We start from the raw sequence: 13,730 nt of genomic DNA, 5'->3' as shown, positions 1-13,730 counted from the left end.
CTGCTGCCACTGCAAAGTGATCGATGTGTCGAACCGGACACACTTGCTTCAGGACTGTGCTTTCTCACATAAACCGGCCACATTTACTGCAGAGAACGGGTGCTATCCGAAATATGGACGCGTCAGGCACATTGGCATGAAGCGCACCGCCGGACTTTAACCGCTCACTTACCTTTTGTTTCCCTCCTTGGGCGAACAGGGTAGAAGCGGCATCAGACCCCCTGGATTAGGTTTGCTCGATGGACTTCCGCATTTCGGCCGATGACCGTGTTGGTGCCCAGCCCAAAAGAACGGCCAAGCCCCAAGCGCAGACCAAGAAGGGTGCTCGGGTCGAACCGAGCCTCGGGCAGTCCGTCGGCAGCTTTGTCGACGATGAACGCTCAGGCGGCCCGATCGGTGGTGGTGGTGGCGGTAAGCCGCCGAGCAACAAGAAGCCGCCCCGGGGCGAAAAGCAGCCGCGTCGCGGCAAGGCCGAAACCGCCAAGCCCAAAAAGCGCCGCTCCCGCAGTGGCGGCTTTCTCATGGGGCTTTTGTGGTGGGGTTTCGTCGCCTGCCTTTGGGGCGGGCTCGCCGTCATTGCGGTCGTCGTTTATTACGGCGCCCAGCTACCGTCCTCGACAAGTTGGGCTATTCCTGACCGCCCACCCAATATCCGTATTCTCGCGGCTGATGGCAGCCTGATTTCGAACCGTGGCCAGACGGGCGGCGAAGCCGTGACCTTCCGCGAATTGCCGGCCTATGTGCCCGCAGCTTTCATCGCTTCGGAAGACCGTCGCTTCATGACCCATTTCGGCGTCGATCCGATCGGCCTTTTGTCCGTGGCCATTGAATCGATCGAAGCGCGCGGCGTGACCCGCGGCGCATCGACCCTGACCCAGCAGGTCGCCAAAAACCTCTTCCTGACGCCGGACCAGACCCTTGGCCGTAAGGTGCAGGAAGCCATCCTCGCGGTGTGGCTCGAGCAGAACTACACCAAGGAAGAAATTCTCGAACTCTATATGAACCGCGTCTATTTCGGCGCCGGCGCCACCGGCATCGAGGCCGCAGCGCAGACCTATTTCGGCGTTTCCGCGCGCAATCTGTCGCTCGGCCAAGCCGCAATGCTTGTCGGCATTTTGCCCGCACCATCGGCCTATAATCCAAAGGCCAATCCGCAGCGCGCCATCGAGCGCCAGCGCATCGTTCTCAACCTGATGGCGCAAGAAGGCTATATTACCCGCGAAGAGGCCGATGCTGCGCAGATCGACTCCAGCCAGGAAACGGTGCGTACCGTGGTCGCCGGTTCGGAATCCTATGTGGCCGACTGGGTCGAAAGCTTGATGACGTCCTATATCGGCGACATCAAGGATGACGTGGTGGTGCAAACCACCATCGACTGGAAGATGCAGAAGGACGCCGAGTTCATCGTCAAGGAGGCCGTCGCCAACGAGGGCAAGAAGCGCGGCTTCAGCCAAGGCGCGCTCGTCTCCATGGATGTCGACGGGACCGTGCGCGCCATGGTGGGCGGTGTCGATTATCAGGCGAGCCAGTACAATCGTGCGGTTACCGCCAAGCGCCAGCCCGGTTCGACCTTCAAACCATTCGTTTATATGGCCGCCATGGAGAAGGGCTATACGCCCGACACCTTGGCAGAGGACGCCCAGTTCGAATATAATGGCTGGAGCCCCCGCAATGCCTCGGGCAAATATGCCGGCACGGTGACATTGCGCCAGGGCCTTGCCTATTCGCTCAACACCATTGCCGGACGTCTTGCCATCGACGTGACGCCTGAAAAGGTGATCGAAGTCGCAACGCGCATGGGCATTTCCTCGCCCATGACCCCGGTGCCGTCGATTGCCCTTGGCACGCAGGAAGTGAACCTTCTCGAACTCACCTCGGCTTATGCACCCTTTGCCAATGGCGGCATGGGCGTCATCCCCAATGTGATCACCAAGATCACCGGCAAGGATGGCACCGTGCTCTATGAGGCATCGGATGCCGGTCCTGGCCGCGTGGTCGACCCCAATGTGCTCGGCGAAATGAACGACATGCTCGAAACGGCGGTCGAAGTGGGCACCGGTCGCGGCGCCAATCTCGGCGGTTGGGAATTCGGCGGCAAGACGGGCACCAGCCAGAACGCTCGCGACGCACTCTTTGTCGGCTACACCTCCGCCATGGTCACTGGCGTTTGGCTTGGCAATGACAACGACACCAAGACGACGCTTTCAGGCGGCAATGTGCCGGCGCAGATCTGGTCCGAATATATGACCAAAGCCCATGCCGGCCGCTCGCCGCAAGCTATTCCGGGCGGCTCATACCAGGGACAGATGGTTGCCCAGCAGGTGATCGACCCCGCAACTGGCCAGCCAGTGATCGATCCAGCAACGGGGCAGCCACAGGTCCAGTATGTCGATGGCGGCACGGGCCAGCCCGTGCAGACCATGACCGACCCAGCGACCGGGCAGGTTGTGGCAATCGATCCGGCGACTGGTCAGCCCAATCCGGCATTGACGCTCAATGGCGGCGCGGCAACGATGAACCCGCCGATCCAGACCGGCACGATGACTGACCCAGCCACCGGCCTTCCGGTCGAAGCGACGCAGCCGCAATATGATGCGCAGGGCAATCAGATCGATCCGGTTACCGGCCTGCCCTTGCAGACCACGCAACCCAATGGGTTCGGCGCGGCGCCGGTGGACAATTCTGCGCCTATCGATCCGCAGACTGGGCTCCCCATGGTGCTGGTCGTTGATCCGGCAACGGGGCAGCAGGTCTGGGTGCCCAGCGCGCCGGCGGCCAATAATCAGCCGCAGCAGATCCAAGGCCAGCAGGTGCAACCGGTCGACCAATTCGCGCCACCTGCGCCTGTTGGTGGCCAGGAGCCAGCCTATCAGAACGAGCGCTCGCAGCGCACCTTGATGGATCTACTGTTCGGAAACTAAAAGAAGGCCCCTTATCGGGGCCTTTTTCTCAGCGTCACCTTTTCCAGGACCAACCCATGACGACCCTTGCCGATTTCACCCTGCCTCTGCTCTCGGGGGCAGCACAGCCGCTGGCCGATTTCGACGGCAAGGTCGTTCTTATCGTCAATGTCGCGAGCCAGTGTGGACTAACCCCGCAATATGCGGGGCTCGAAGCACTCTATAAGCAGTTTGGTGGGCGCGGCCTGGTCGTCCTCGGTTTTCCCTGCAATCAGTTTGCGGGCCAGGAGCCGGGCACCAATGAAGAAATCGCCAGCTTCTGCGAGGTCAATTACGGTGTGACCTTTCCGATCTTTTCGCGCATCGACGTCAATGGGGACGAAGCGCATCCGCTCTACAAATGGCTCAAGGAATCCGCTCCCGGCATTCTGGGCAGCGAGGCGATCAAATGGAATTTCACCAAGTTCCTTATTGATCGCTCGGGCGCCGTGGTCGAGCGCTATGCGCCAACGACAGAACCTGCCGATATTGCCGGCGATATCGAAAAGCTGCTTTGATCCCAGTGCTGGCCGTCTAAGCCTGGGGGCGCAACTCAACAATGTCGGAGCGGGGACGCATGACAACTGATGCGCCGAAGCTGGCGATCTCGATCACCTATTGCACGCAGTGTAACTGGATGCTGCGCTCCGCCTGGATGGCGCAGGAACTGCTCTCGACATTTTCGCTTGAATTGGGCTCCGTCACCCTCGTCCCCGGTACGGGTGGCATTTTTGAGATCAGTTTTGGCGAAGAGCTTGTTTGGGAACGCAAGCGCGATGGCGGATTTCCCGATAGCCGGGTGCTCAAGCAGATGGTGCGCGACAGGATCGATCCCGAACGTAGTCTCGGCCATGTCGATCGCGTGTAGGCGAGCGCGCAGGGCGCACTGAACGATTGGTCTTGTCAGGCGTTCGGTTGCGCCCCATGTCTTTGGGGTCTTGGAGGACCCTTATGAAGATTTTCGCGCGCATCGCCATGGTTTCGTTTGCCGTTCTCGCACTTGCCGCCTGTGGCAATCGCGATGAAGTGGGCAGTGTCGGCGTCGATTGGACGGGCAATGATATTTCGGTCGAAGCTGTGGCCGATCCAGACGTAGAGGGCGTCGTGTGCCACTTGGCCTTCTTCAACCGCTCCTTCATCGACCGGATCAGCCAGGGCAATTGGTTCGAAGACCCATCCTATTCGGCGCTCGATTGCTCGGCGGTTGGCCCGATCACCATTGGGGATATTAAGACCAGCGGCAGCCAAGAGATCTTCCAGCAGGCGCGGTCTCTGATCTGGAAATCCTTGCGCGTTACCCGCATCTACGACCCAGCCAACAATTCGCTGATCTATCTTGCCCATGCGCGGCAGATCCAGCAGGGCTCGGGCAAGATGAGTCTTTCCGTCGTGCCGCTTAATGGGCTCGATGTGACCTGGAAAAACGGCGCGCCCACAAGTGGCGCTGTCTCAGGATCGGTGATGGTGCAGTAGAAAAGAAGAAGGCCCGCCGAAGCGGGCCCCTCACACCATTAGTTGCCAGAATCCTCGGATTTCACAAGGTCTGGGCAGCCGCCTGGGTTTTGGTCATCAATGGCACGAGTGCCATTAGACGAAGAACCTGAGTCGTCGGATGTGGTTTCTGAAGATAGAGATTCATTTGGAGGTGTTGCGCCAGCCCCTTGATTAATAAGACATTTTTCTGGGTCGGCGGCCACCGAGTTGGTCGCATCCTGAGCAAAGGCGGCGGATGTGACGCCCAAAGTCAGAACGCAAGCCGTTGCAATAGTAAGAATAGACGTCTTCATTAGGATTCTCCGAAATGAATTTGAAAATATTAGAACTGCCAGAGGCGAACGCACGAATTCCAATTGGGTTTCGAAGCCAAGGATGAGTAAGTGCCGTAACGTCCTTTTTTGAACTGTAGCGCCCTCGAAAACGGCAGGAGCATATTGTTCCCTATTGTGCGAAAATACCGCCAAAGAGTTTCGCGATCTACCCCTTCATCGATCAGCTAGCAGTACGATATTCTTCATCGAACGATACGGCTGCGCCAACCGGCGAAGGAAGAGAACGATGGCAATTCTGATTGGCGATACCGCCCCCGATTTCACCCTCGAATCCACCGAGGGCACCATTCACTTCCACGATTATATCCAAGGGTCCTGGGCTGTGCTTTTCAGCCACCCCAAGAATTTTACCCCGGTCTGCACCACTGAACTTGGCTACACCGCCAAGCTCAAGCCGGAATTTGAGAAGCGTGGCGTAAAGGTGCTGGGCCTTTCCGTCGACAAGCTCGAAGATCACGGCGGCTGGGCCAAGGATATCGAAGAGACCCAAGGCGCTTCGCTCAACTTCCCGCTCCTCGCCGATACCGAAGGCAAGGTCGCGCGTCTCTATGACATGATCCACCCGAACGCCGACAACACGCTGACTGTCCGCTCAGTCTTCGTGATTGGCCCCGACAAGAAAGTGAAGCTCAAGATCGAATATCCGGCTTCGACGGGCCGCAACTTCGACGAGGTCATCCGCGTCATCGACAGCCTGCAACTGACGGCCAAGCACCAGGTGGCAACGCCCGTGAACTGGAAGAATGGGGAGGACGTCATTATCGTCCCGGCCGTGACCAACGAGGTCGCCAAGACCAAGTATCCCGAGGGCTGGAAGGAACTGAAGCCCTATCTGCGCATTGTGCCACAGCCTCGCTCCTGAGCGCTGGCACCTGTCTTCTCCCTGACTGACCTGGGCGATGGAGCTTCCATCGCCCTTTTTCTTGGCCGCAATCGCGCGGGAAATCCTGCCACATTCGCGGCTCGGAATGCCACAAATGGAGATTTCCGCGTTATTCACAGGCCAAAAGTCAGCAAATCCGGGTTTTTTCTTATCTTCTGCGGAACCGTTGCACTCAGGCCACAATGAACAATGTGGTTTCCCAAATCTTACCGATCAGCGGCTCATACGCGACGATTTGGCGAGTCTTGAGATTCAGTTTCTAAGAATCCGCCAAGTCTGGGCTAATGGTTAACAGTTCGCTATCGCCAATCTGCGGCATCAGGGCAACAATTAACCCCGTGATCGCAAAGCGCCCACAATCAGGCCGCTCCGCCACATTATTCACCAGTCCATCGAAAACTTCAGTGAGCATGGACCATTGGTAAGAAAAGCCGTTCTCGTCGCCGCAGCGGCGGCTGCCCTCGCACTCTCAACTTCGGCAGCTTACGCACAATGTGGTGGCGCTTCCTGGTACGGCCCCGGCTTCAACGGCAAGCGGGCAGCATCGGGAGATGTATTTAACGAGAACGCCATGACGGCGGCACATCGTTCCCTTCCCTTCGGCACGAAAGTGCAAGTCACCGATCAAAACAGTGGCAAGTCGATCGAAGTCGTCATCAACGACCGCGGTCCATTCCATGGCAAGCGCATCATCGATCTTTCCAAGGCTGCAGCGACTGCTCTCGGTTTCCGCAATCGCGGCACCACCACCGTCTGTCTTGCCCAGGATTGACGCGCCGTTGCTTCCAAACCCCATTACACGGCCGCCCTCTGGGCGGCCTTTGTTTTGTTCGGCTTAGACCCATCAGCATCTGACTTACAAATACTAGATAAGGCCAAATACTTTGGCGTCTGTTATCCAGTCGTTATCTACTCAGCTTTAACGTTCGCTCCGTGAACACGCGGGGGGCAGTTCTGATGAAGGCTTATGCCTATATCGTCGGACCACAAGACAAGACTTGGTCCTCTCTTTTCGGCACTGCCACGGACCTGGGCTTTACCGGCGTCTCAAGCTATCGCGGCCTCAGTCAGGTCGAGCAGCAGGCTGACGAGACGCCCCTCTGTTATTTCCTGTTTTCCGGCGTACCCAATATCGCCGAACTGCGGCAAGTGGCGCGCGATATTCGCTTTTCGGCCAATCCTGCCGTACGGTTTTCGCCGATGGTCTACTGTGCCGAGGATTTGTCGGTCGAAGCCACCATTGGCTGCATCAATCTCGGCTTCGACGATGTCATCGCTCTTCCACAAACCGAAGCGGCATTGCGCGCTAGGCTCGAACGGCAGGTGGGCCGGCACGTCGTCTTCTATGAGGCTGCGGGCTATTTCGGCCCAGACCGCCGCAACCGCGTTTCGACGCTGCCGGTGACCGGCCAATCCGGCCGGATGGGCGGCCCATTCCGCCGGCTTGAAGTCATGCGCCATGTGCGGGAAGGCATCTCGATCAAACGCGATGAGCTCTTCCAACCATTCGGTAGCGGACAGCCAATGCAAACGTTGCAATAAAGCCTTTCGGCCCTATTTCACTCAAAGCCGAAATCGCCTAGCGTCGCGCTGTCTGATCTTTCGAGCATTTTCCATCATGCGATTCGGCATCGATTTGCCGCCCCAGATCAAGGTCTTCGGGGCGTTTTTTGTTTATTCCTTCTGCATGGGCAGCATCTTCCCGCGCCTGCCCGATATTCAGGAGGCGATGCAGGTCGGCGAGGGTGCTCTCGGCCTCGCGCTGATCGGATCTGCTTGCGGTACGCTGATCTCGCTGACCTTTGCCGGCCACTTCGTCGAACGCATCGGTTATCGCCGCGTCCTACTGTTCGCTATTCCGTTGCTGTCCGCCCTCTATGCCCTCGCAAGTTGGGCGCAGACGCCGCTGGCCTTTTTCTTGCTGCTCGTGCCGGTGGGTCTCACCATCGGGGCCATCGAGATCATCATCAATGTCGAGGCCGATCGCGTCGAGCACGCCATCGGCAGGCGCATCATGAGCCGCGCCCACGCCTTCTGGTCGCTGGGCTTTTTCGCCGCCGGCATTGTTGGATCCTTCATCGCCCAAGCTGGCCTTGAGGTGCATTTCCACCTGATGCTGATGATCCCCGTGGTTATCCTCGCAACACTTCTGCTGCTCGGCCGCTTCCAACCCGCGCCGCACCGCGCCGGCGGCAGCGACGAAGAGCCGCCCCGCTTTGCTCGCCCAACCCTGCCGATCATGGCGCTTGTCGGCGTCTGTCTTTCCGCCATGCTCATGGAAGGCGCCGGGATCGACTGGTCCGCAATCTATATGCGCAATCTCTTTGACGCCGAGCCCTTCTTTGCCGGCCTTGCCGTGGCGACCGTTGCCGGGTCACAGGGCGTTGCCCGCTTCTTTGCCGATAGTTTCGTCGAACGGTTAAGCCCAGTCGTCGTGGCCCGCGTGCTGTTGACCCTTCTCGGCATCGGCGTTTTGCTGGCTTTCTTTGCCAGCGCCGCCTGGGTCGCTTACCTCGGATTTGCGCTGATCGGCGTCGGGTCGAGCGCGCTTTTCCCGCTCGCCATGTCGGCGGCCGCGCAGCAGACCGATCGCCCGGCTTCGGTCAATGTCGCTGCGCTGGCGCAGTTTTCTTTCACGGCCTTCCTCTTAGGCCCGCCGCTTCTGGGCTATATCGCTGAGCACTTCGGCATTCAGTGGGTTTTCGGCGTCGGTATTCCCCTTGTGCTTCTTGGCTTCTTCACGGCCCCCACCTTGGGCCGGAAGACGCTCGCTCATGAGGTTACGCCATGATGATCCAGGCCCAGCATCGCATCTATGCGAGCTTCTTTCTCTTCGCGGTCACGACCGGCGCGCTGATGGCGCGCCTGCCCGATATCCAGACACATCTACAGATCTCTGAGGGCCAGCTCGGTCTCACCATGATCGGCATGTCCATCGGTTCGCTGATTTCGCTGACCGTCGGCCCGCCCTATATCGAACGCCTCGGCTTCCGGAAGACGGCGCTGCTGACCGTCCTTGGTCCCGCCGTGCTCTTTGCCACCATTCCATGGCTACCCGTGGCTCCAGCCATGTTCGCCGTCCTGTTCTTTGCCGGCCTTCTGGCCGGGGCGCTCGAAATCAATCTCAATGTCGAGATCGACCGGCTAGAAATGCAGACCGGCAAGCGCTTCATGAACCGCGCCCACGGCTTCTGGAGCGTCGGCTTCTTCGTCACGGCCCTCTTTGGCGCCATGATCCGTCAGTCCGGTATCAGCGCCGCCTGGCATCAGGGTATCGTTGCCTTGATCGTGCTTCTCGTCGGTGGCTATCTCCTCTTCAGCGCCACCGAAGCCCCTAAGCCTGTGCGCGCCGAAGGCGATGCCGGTCATCGCTTCGCCTTCCCCAATTGGGGTCTTTTGCCGCTTTGCCTCATCGGCTTTGCCGCCTTCCTCGTCGAAGGCGCCGGGATCGATTGGTCGGCGATCTATATGCGCAACGTCTTTGCGGTTGAGCCGTTTGTCGGCGGCATGGGCCTTGCCCTCTTTGCTTTCTTCATGGCCGCGATGCGCCTCTCTGCCGATCCGATCGTCGCCCGCTTTGGCCCGCGCAATGTCGCTATGGTCATGCTGACCGCAGCAAGCGGCGGCGCCCTCCTCGTCGGCACCGCGCCCTCGCCGGAACTGGCGCTGGTGGGCTTTGCGCTGATGGGTGCCGGCTGTTCGGCGGTTTATCCGCTGGCCGTTTCCGCCGCCGCGCAGCGCACCGATCGTCCGGCTGCCGTCAACGTCGCGGCCATCGGCCAGGTGAGCTTCGTCGTCTTCTTCCTCGCCCCGCCGCTCCTCGGCTTCGTCGCCGAATATCTCGGCATCCGCATGTCTTACCTCATCTGTCTGCCGTTGCTGCTTGCCGGTCTCTGGGCCTCGAGCTTTGCGCTTGGCACTCGCAAGGTCGACGCGCCGCATGGCATGCCGCCAGAACCACTCGGGCCCAATGGCTGAGGACGGGCAGCACAGCGACCTGCCGCCGATTGTCGATCTCCGGCAATCGGCAACCGCCCTGCGGGTCCAGCGCGGCGTCATGCGCATGCTGCGCGAACGGCACGACATGGCCTGCTATGCCGAAGTGCCGCTCAGCAATGGCCGCCGCGCCGATGTATTGGCCGTGGGACCCAAAGGCGAGATCTGGATCATCGAGATCAAATCGAGCCTGATCGACTTTCAGGTCGATCGGAAATGGCCGGAATACCGGGAGTTTTCCGACAAGTTCTTCTTCGCCAAGCCGCCCGAGCTCGATGGCGAAATCTTTCCCGAGAGCGAGGGGCTGATCGTTGCCGATGGGCACGATGGCGCGATCCTCCGCGATAGTCCCGATACCCCGCTCGCTCCGGCGCGCCGCAAGGCCCTGATGCTCAAACTCGCCCGGCTTGGCGCCGACCGCATCCACGTGCTGCTGGACCCCGGTCCCCGCTGATCGAATGGCCATGAACTCCACCCGCTGGCGCATCGTCGCGCTGTTCTTCACTCATGCCCTTGCTGCCGGCGCTATCCACACGCGTATCCCAGATCTGCAGGAGGCGATGAATATTTCCGAGGGCCAACTCGGGCTTGTCCTCATGGGCCAGCCGCTTGGTGGCCTCGCCATGTTCCTCTTTTCGAGCGCCATCATCGAGCGCTTTGGACCGCGCCGCACCATCCTTGCCGTCCTGCCGATCGTCATCATCACAGCGGCGCTCTCGACGGTGTTGCTGACCCCCTTCGCTCTTTTCACCCTGCTCGCCATCAACGGCACCGGCTTTTCGCTGAGCAATATTGCGATGAATGTCGAAGCCGATCGCGTCGAGGCCGGTATGGACCAGCGCGTGATGAACACCTGCCACGGCGCCTGGAGCGTCGGGTTCTTGTTCACCTCGCTTCTCGGCGCGGCTCTGCGTGGTCTCGGCGTTTCGCCCGAAATCCACCTCTGGAGCATGGTGCCACTACTCCTGGCGCTGCTGCTCTTTGTCGTCGTGCCCATGGTGCCGATGCCGCCCCGCGCCTATACGGGCGAGAAGGCCAAGAGATTGGCTCTGCCGACCTTGGCCACGCTGGGGCTGGTAGCTTTCGGCCTTGGCGCGGGTCTCACCGAAGGCGCCTCGCGCGCCTGGTCGATCATCTATCTTCGCGATAGTTTCGACGTGCCCGCCTTTGTCGAATCCCTCGCGCTGCCATCTCTCCTTGTCGCCATGGCTGCCGGGCGTCTGGTTGCCGACCGGTTCATCGATCGATTCGGCCCCGTGGGTGTCGCGCGGACGCTATCCTCCGTTGCGATCGCGGGCATGGCGCTGACGGTGCTGGCGCCCAATGCCTATATCGCGCTCTTCGGTTTCCTCGCCGTCGGCATCGGCATTTGCGTGCTCTATCCGCTCATGCTCTCGGCTGCAGCGCGCCTTGGGGATCGTCCGGCGTCGCAGAACGTCGCGGCGACGACGCTGATTTTCCAGCTCGTCAATCTCGGTGCCCCCGCTCTTATTGGGGCTGTCGCACAGGGCGTGGGCGTGCGCCTGGCCTTTGCCATGCTCATCCCGCTTCTCATCCTTACCTTCACCATGGCAGGACGGTTGCAGCTGAAACCGGTTTGAATATCCGCTGTGTCGAACCGTGGTAGTCTCGTTCGTCGCGATGGCGACAGGCGCTGGTTCAGCGTCTGGCGCTCAGTCGAATATGGATCCAAAAGAAGAGACCGAATGACCTATGTCGATGGATTTGTCGCAGCCGTACCCAAGGCCAATAAGGAAAAGTACATCGCTCACGCCAAGGCCGCTGCCGTGCTGTTCAAGCAGTGGGGCGCAACCCGCGTCACCGAAAACTGGGGCGACGACGTGCCTAAGGGTGAACTCAACGATTTTTACACCGCCGTCCACGCCAAGGACGATGAAGTGGTCGTATTCTCCTGGATCGAATATCCCGACAAGGCAACGCGAGACGCCGTTCAGCAGAAGATGATGAGCGACCCGGAAATGGGCGCCATGGAAATGCCGTTCGACGGCAAGCGCATGATCTTTGCCGGTTTTACCAACCTGCTCGACGTCTAGGCCGAATTAGCGCGGCGCGCGCTTGGCGAGAATTCGCTGCAGCGTGCGCCGATGCATATTGAGCCGTCGCGCTGTTTCAGAGACGTTGCGATCGCAAAGCTCATAAACGCGCTGAATATGTTCCCAGCGCACCCGGTCGGCCGACATCGGATTTTCCGGCGGCTCGGGCTTGTCTTCGCCGGTTGCCAGAAGCGCATTGATGACATCGTCGGCGTCGGCGGGTTTTGAAAGATAATCCATCGCCCCGAGTTTCACAGCCGTGACGGCCGTCGCGATATTGCCATAGCCGGTCAAGACCACGGCGCGCGCATCGGGCCGCTTCTGATGCAGCGCCGAAACCACGTCGAGCCCGTTGCCGTCCTCGAGCCGCAAGTCCACCACCGCAAAGGCAGGCGGCTGTTCGTTCACCGCGGCGATGCCATCGGCGACCGTGCTGGCAATGCGCACGGAAAAGCCGCGCCGGTCCATGGCGCGTTCGAGGCGGGAAAGAAAGGCCGTGTCGTCATCGACGAGCAACAGGCTTGGATCGGCGGCCAACATGTCTTCGAGCGTGTTCATGACCATTTCCATAAGGGTTTGCTAGACTAACGTCAAAACCCAAGGCTTGGATCGGATCAGGCGGTTTGACGCGGCCATGTTACATGGACGCGCGCATGGCCACTTGCCTTTTCGTTGGCAAAGCTCAGCCGCGCCCCGGTGCGCTCGAGGAGGGTCTTGGCGATAAAGATACCGAGGCCAAGTCCGCCGGGTTGATGAGAGTCCGAACCATGTGGATCGCGCGGTCGGCTGGTCAGGTACGGCTCACCGAGCCGGGCGATCAATTCGGGCGCAAAGCCGGGGCCATCGTCGGTGATGGTGACGCTGATGCTCGATTGGTCCCAGGCCGTATCGATGCGCACCGTCTCCTTGGCAAAATCGCTGGCATTCTCGATGAGATTGCCAAGGCCATAGAGCAGGCCCACCGAGCGCGGAAACACTGGCGGCTCGCCCACGGCGCGCTCGGAATAAAAGAGGATGGCCTTGCCGCGCCCCTCATGCGGCCGCGAGACTTCAGCCAGAATATCCATCAGCGGCGCTTCGGCGAAGGGGTCTGCCGGATCACTGCCAAGATTGCGCAGTTTTGAGAGAATGGCGCGGCATCGCGCCGCTTGCGAAATAATGAGCTCCACGTCTTCGGCCAGTGCGCTGCCCTCCTCGGCTTCGGCGCGCATTTCCTTTGCCGCCAGGGCGATGGTGGAGAGCGGCGTGCCCAATTCGTGCGCTGCGGCTGCAGCGAGCCCATCAAGTGCGGTCAACTGCTCGCGATGCGACAGCGCCAGTTCCGTCGCGGCCAGAGCATCGGCGATTAGACGCGATTCATGCGCCACGCGGATCGTATAGGCGGCAATGAAGGCAATGCCGCAGACAATCGAGACCCAGATGCCGATCACATAGATGCGGTTGAACTCCAGCACTTCGCCCGGCAACCACGGAAGCGGCATGTGCATAATGGCGATGAGCGAGGCGACCATGGCCGCAAGGACGGAGATAAACAGCGTCTCGCGCGGCGGTAGCGTCGTCGCCGACACCGAAACCGGCGCGAGCAGCAGCAGCGAAAACGGATTGAGAAGGCCGCCGGTCAGCGCCAAGAGGCCACCCAACTGGCAAAGGTCGAAAGCAAGCTGGATCGCGGCAAAAGTCGGCGAGAGTTCGCCCTTGGCGCCATAGCGAAAATAGAGCCCGACATTGAGCGCTGCCGAGAGTGCGATCAGCAAGAGGCACTGCCAAAGCGGCAGCGGAAAGCCGAGCCCCATTTGCACGAATAAGACGCCGATGGTCTGACCGGCGACTGCCAACCAGCGCAAAAGCACGAGAGTCTGCAGGCGCAATGGGCGCCAATGGGAGATGTCTTCGCTGGGCGAAACGGCAAATGGGCTCATGCTGAACCGGAACGACTATGCGCCGCATAGGAAGAGAAAAACGTCATTTCAAGCCTAGAAATCCCATAGGCACATTCTTGATCCTGACCCAGGGAGGGCTACGTTATGCG

Annotated in this window: 15 protein-coding genes; 12 read left to right on the top strand and 3 right to left on the bottom strand. The window is 60.1% G+C overall.

Going from position 1 to position 13,730, the window contains the following annotated elements:
- Nucleotides 1-239 precede the first annotated feature (239 nt).
- From ASG47_RS10600 to ASG47_RS10585, 4 genes are all read left to right on the top strand, one after another.
- Nucleotides 240-2,921, top strand: coding sequence for a PBP1A family penicillin-binding protein (locus tag ASG47_RS10600; protein ID WP_061908687.1), 2,682 nt, complete (start codon nt 240-242; stop codon nt 2,919-2,921).
- Between the two features lie 56 nt (nt 2,922-2,977).
- Nucleotides 2,978-3,457 (top strand): glutathione peroxidase, encoded by a 480-nt coding sequence (locus ASG47_RS10595; protein WP_061908685.1) that lies wholly within the window; start codon nt 2,978-2,980, stop codon nt 3,455-3,457.
- A 59-nt stretch (nt 3,458-3,516) separates the two neighbouring features.
- Nucleotides 3,517-3,807 (top strand): SelT/SelW/SelH family protein, encoded by a 291-nt coding sequence (locus ASG47_RS10590; protein ID WP_061908683.1) that lies wholly within the window; start codon nt 3,517-3,519, stop codon nt 3,805-3,807.
- Between the two features lie 83 nt (nt 3,808-3,890).
- Nucleotides 3,891-4,412 (top strand): CreA family protein, encoded by a 522-nt coding sequence (locus ASG47_RS10585; RefSeq protein ID WP_061908681.1) that lies wholly within the window; start codon nt 3,891-3,893, stop codon nt 4,410-4,412.
- Between the two features lie 38 nt (nt 4,413-4,450).
- On the opposite strand, the gene ASG47_RS20655 is transcribed toward ASG47_RS10585, so the two are convergent.
- Nucleotides 4,451-4,726, bottom strand: a complete 276-nt coding sequence (locus ASG47_RS20655; RefSeq protein WP_156464059.1) for a hypothetical protein — start codon at nt 4,724-4,726, stop codon at nt 4,451-4,453.
- Nucleotides 4,727-4,994: 268 nt separating this feature from the next.
- On the opposite strand from ASG47_RS20655, the gene ASG47_RS10580 reads away from it, so the two are divergent.
- From ASG47_RS10580 to ASG47_RS10545, 8 genes are all read left to right on the top strand, one after another.
- Entirely contained in the window at nt 4,995-5,630 is a 636-nt protein-coding gene (locus ASG47_RS10580; RefSeq protein ID WP_061908679.1) for a peroxiredoxin, read from the top strand.
- Nucleotides 5,631-6,069: 439 nt separating this feature from the next.
- Entirely contained in the window at nt 6,070-6,423 is a 354-nt protein-coding gene (locus tag ASG47_RS10575) for a septal ring lytic transglycosylase RlpA family protein (protein ID WP_061908678.1), read from the top strand.
- Nucleotides 6,424-6,608: 185 nt separating this feature from the next.
- Nucleotides 6,609-7,193: a hypothetical protein gene (locus ASG47_RS10570; protein ID WP_061908677.1), complete on the top strand. Its 585-nt coding sequence runs from the start codon at nt 6,609-6,611 to the stop codon at nt 7,191-7,193.
- Between the two features lie 76 nt (nt 7,194-7,269).
- Nucleotides 7,270-8,442: an MFS transporter gene (locus ASG47_RS10565; protein WP_061908676.1), complete on the top strand. Its 1,173-nt coding sequence runs from the start codon at nt 7,270-7,272 to the stop codon at nt 8,440-8,442.
- Entirely contained in the window at nt 8,439-9,629 is a 1,191-nt protein-coding gene (locus ASG47_RS10560; protein WP_061908675.1) for an MFS transporter, read from the top strand. Before ASG47_RS10565 ends, ASG47_RS10560 begins: the two co-directional genes overlap by 4 nt.
- The gene (locus ASG47_RS10555; RefSeq protein ID WP_061908674.1) at nt 9,622-10,101 is read left to right on the top strand and encodes an MmcB family DNA repair protein; all 480 of its coding nucleotides are present in this window, start codon (nt 9,622-9,624) and stop codon (nt 10,099-10,101) included. Before ASG47_RS10560 ends, ASG47_RS10555 begins: the two co-directional genes overlap by 8 nt.
- 10 nt (nt 10,102-10,111) lie before the next feature.
- Complete coding sequence (locus tag ASG47_RS10550; protein WP_162243245.1) at nt 10,112-11,248, top strand: MFS transporter; 1,137 nt, start codon at nt 10,112-10,114, stop codon at nt 11,246-11,248.
- Between the two features lie 105 nt (nt 11,249-11,353).
- Nucleotides 11,354-11,701, top strand: a complete 348-nt coding sequence (locus ASG47_RS10545) for a DUF1428 domain-containing protein (RefSeq protein WP_061908673.1) — start codon at nt 11,354-11,356, stop codon at nt 11,699-11,701.
- A gap of 6 nt (nt 11,702-11,707) precedes the next feature.
- On the opposite strand, the gene ASG47_RS10540 is transcribed toward ASG47_RS10545, so the two are convergent.
- Complete coding sequence (locus ASG47_RS10540) at nt 11,708-12,259, bottom strand: ActR/PrrA/RegA family redox response regulator transcription factor (RefSeq protein ID WP_062628964.1); 552 nt, start codon at nt 12,257-12,259, stop codon at nt 11,708-11,710.
- Nucleotides 12,260-12,315: 56 nt separating this feature from the next.
- A complete protein-coding gene (locus ASG47_RS10535) occupies nt 12,316-13,620 on the bottom strand; it encodes an ActS/PrrB/RegB family redox-sensitive histidine kinase (protein ID WP_061908672.1) in 1,305 nt (434 codons plus the stop codon).
- Between the last annotated feature and the right edge of the window lie 110 nt (nt 13,621-13,730).

It is taken from the genome of Devosia sp. Leaf420, from assembly GCF_001425445.1.
Lineage (GTDB): Bacteria > Pseudomonadota > Alphaproteobacteria > Rhizobiales > Devosiaceae > Devosia.
The sequence above is the reverse complement of the archived record's forward strand: the minus strand, read 5'-3'. Positions and strand labels throughout refer to the sequence as shown.

Bases quoted from the DNA above. Each gene is read 5' to 3' on its own strand.
- ASG47_RS20655 (WP_156464059.1), bottom strand. From the start codon at position 4,726: ATGAAGACGTCTATTCTTACTATTGCAACGGCTTGCGTTCTGACTTTG.
- ASG47_RS10585 (WP_061908681.1), top strand. From the start codon at position 3,891: ATGAAGATTTTCGCGCGCATCGCCATGGTTTCGTTTGCCGTTCTCGCA.
- ASG47_RS10580 (WP_061908679.1), top strand. From the start codon at position 4,995: ATGGCAATTCTGATTGGCGATACCGCCCCCGATTTCACCCTCGAATCC.
- ASG47_RS10560 (WP_061908675.1), top strand. From the start codon at position 8,439: ATGATGATCCAGGCCCAGCATCGCATCTATGCGAGCTTCTTTCTCTTC.
- ASG47_RS10545 (WP_061908673.1), top strand. From the start codon at position 11,354: ATGACCTATGTCGATGGATTTGTCGCAGCCGTACCCAAGGCCAATAAG.
- ASG47_RS10540 (WP_062628964.1), bottom strand. From the start codon at position 12,259: ATGAACACGCTCGAAGACATGTTGGCCGCCGATCCAAGCCTGTTGCTC.
- ASG47_RS10555 (WP_061908674.1), top strand. From the start codon at position 9,622: ATGGCTGAGGACGGGCAGCACAGCGACCTGCCGCCGATTGTCGATCTC.
- ASG47_RS10570 (WP_061908677.1), top strand. From the start codon at position 6,609: ATGAAGGCTTATGCCTATATCGTCGGACCACAAGACAAGACTTGGTCC.
- ASG47_RS10565 (WP_061908676.1), top strand. From the start codon at position 7,270: ATGCGATTCGGCATCGATTTGCCGCCCCAGATCAAGGTCTTCGGGGCG.
- ASG47_RS10590 (WP_061908683.1), top strand. From the start codon at position 3,517: ATGACAACTGATGCGCCGAAGCTGGCGATCTCGATCACCTATTGCACG.
- ASG47_RS10535 (WP_061908672.1), bottom strand. From the start codon at position 13,620: ATGAGCCCATTTGCCGTTTCGCCCAGCGAAGACATCTCCCATTGGCGC.
- ASG47_RS10595 (WP_061908685.1), top strand. From the start codon at position 2,978: ATGACGACCCTTGCCGATTTCACCCTGCCTCTGCTCTCGGGGGCAGCA.
- ASG47_RS10550 (WP_162243245.1), top strand. From the start codon at position 10,112: ATGAACTCCACCCGCTGGCGCATCGTCGCGCTGTTCTTCACTCATGCC.
- ASG47_RS10600 (WP_061908687.1), top strand. From the start codon at position 240: ATGGACTTCCGCATTTCGGCCGATGACCGTGTTGGTGCCCAGCCCAAA.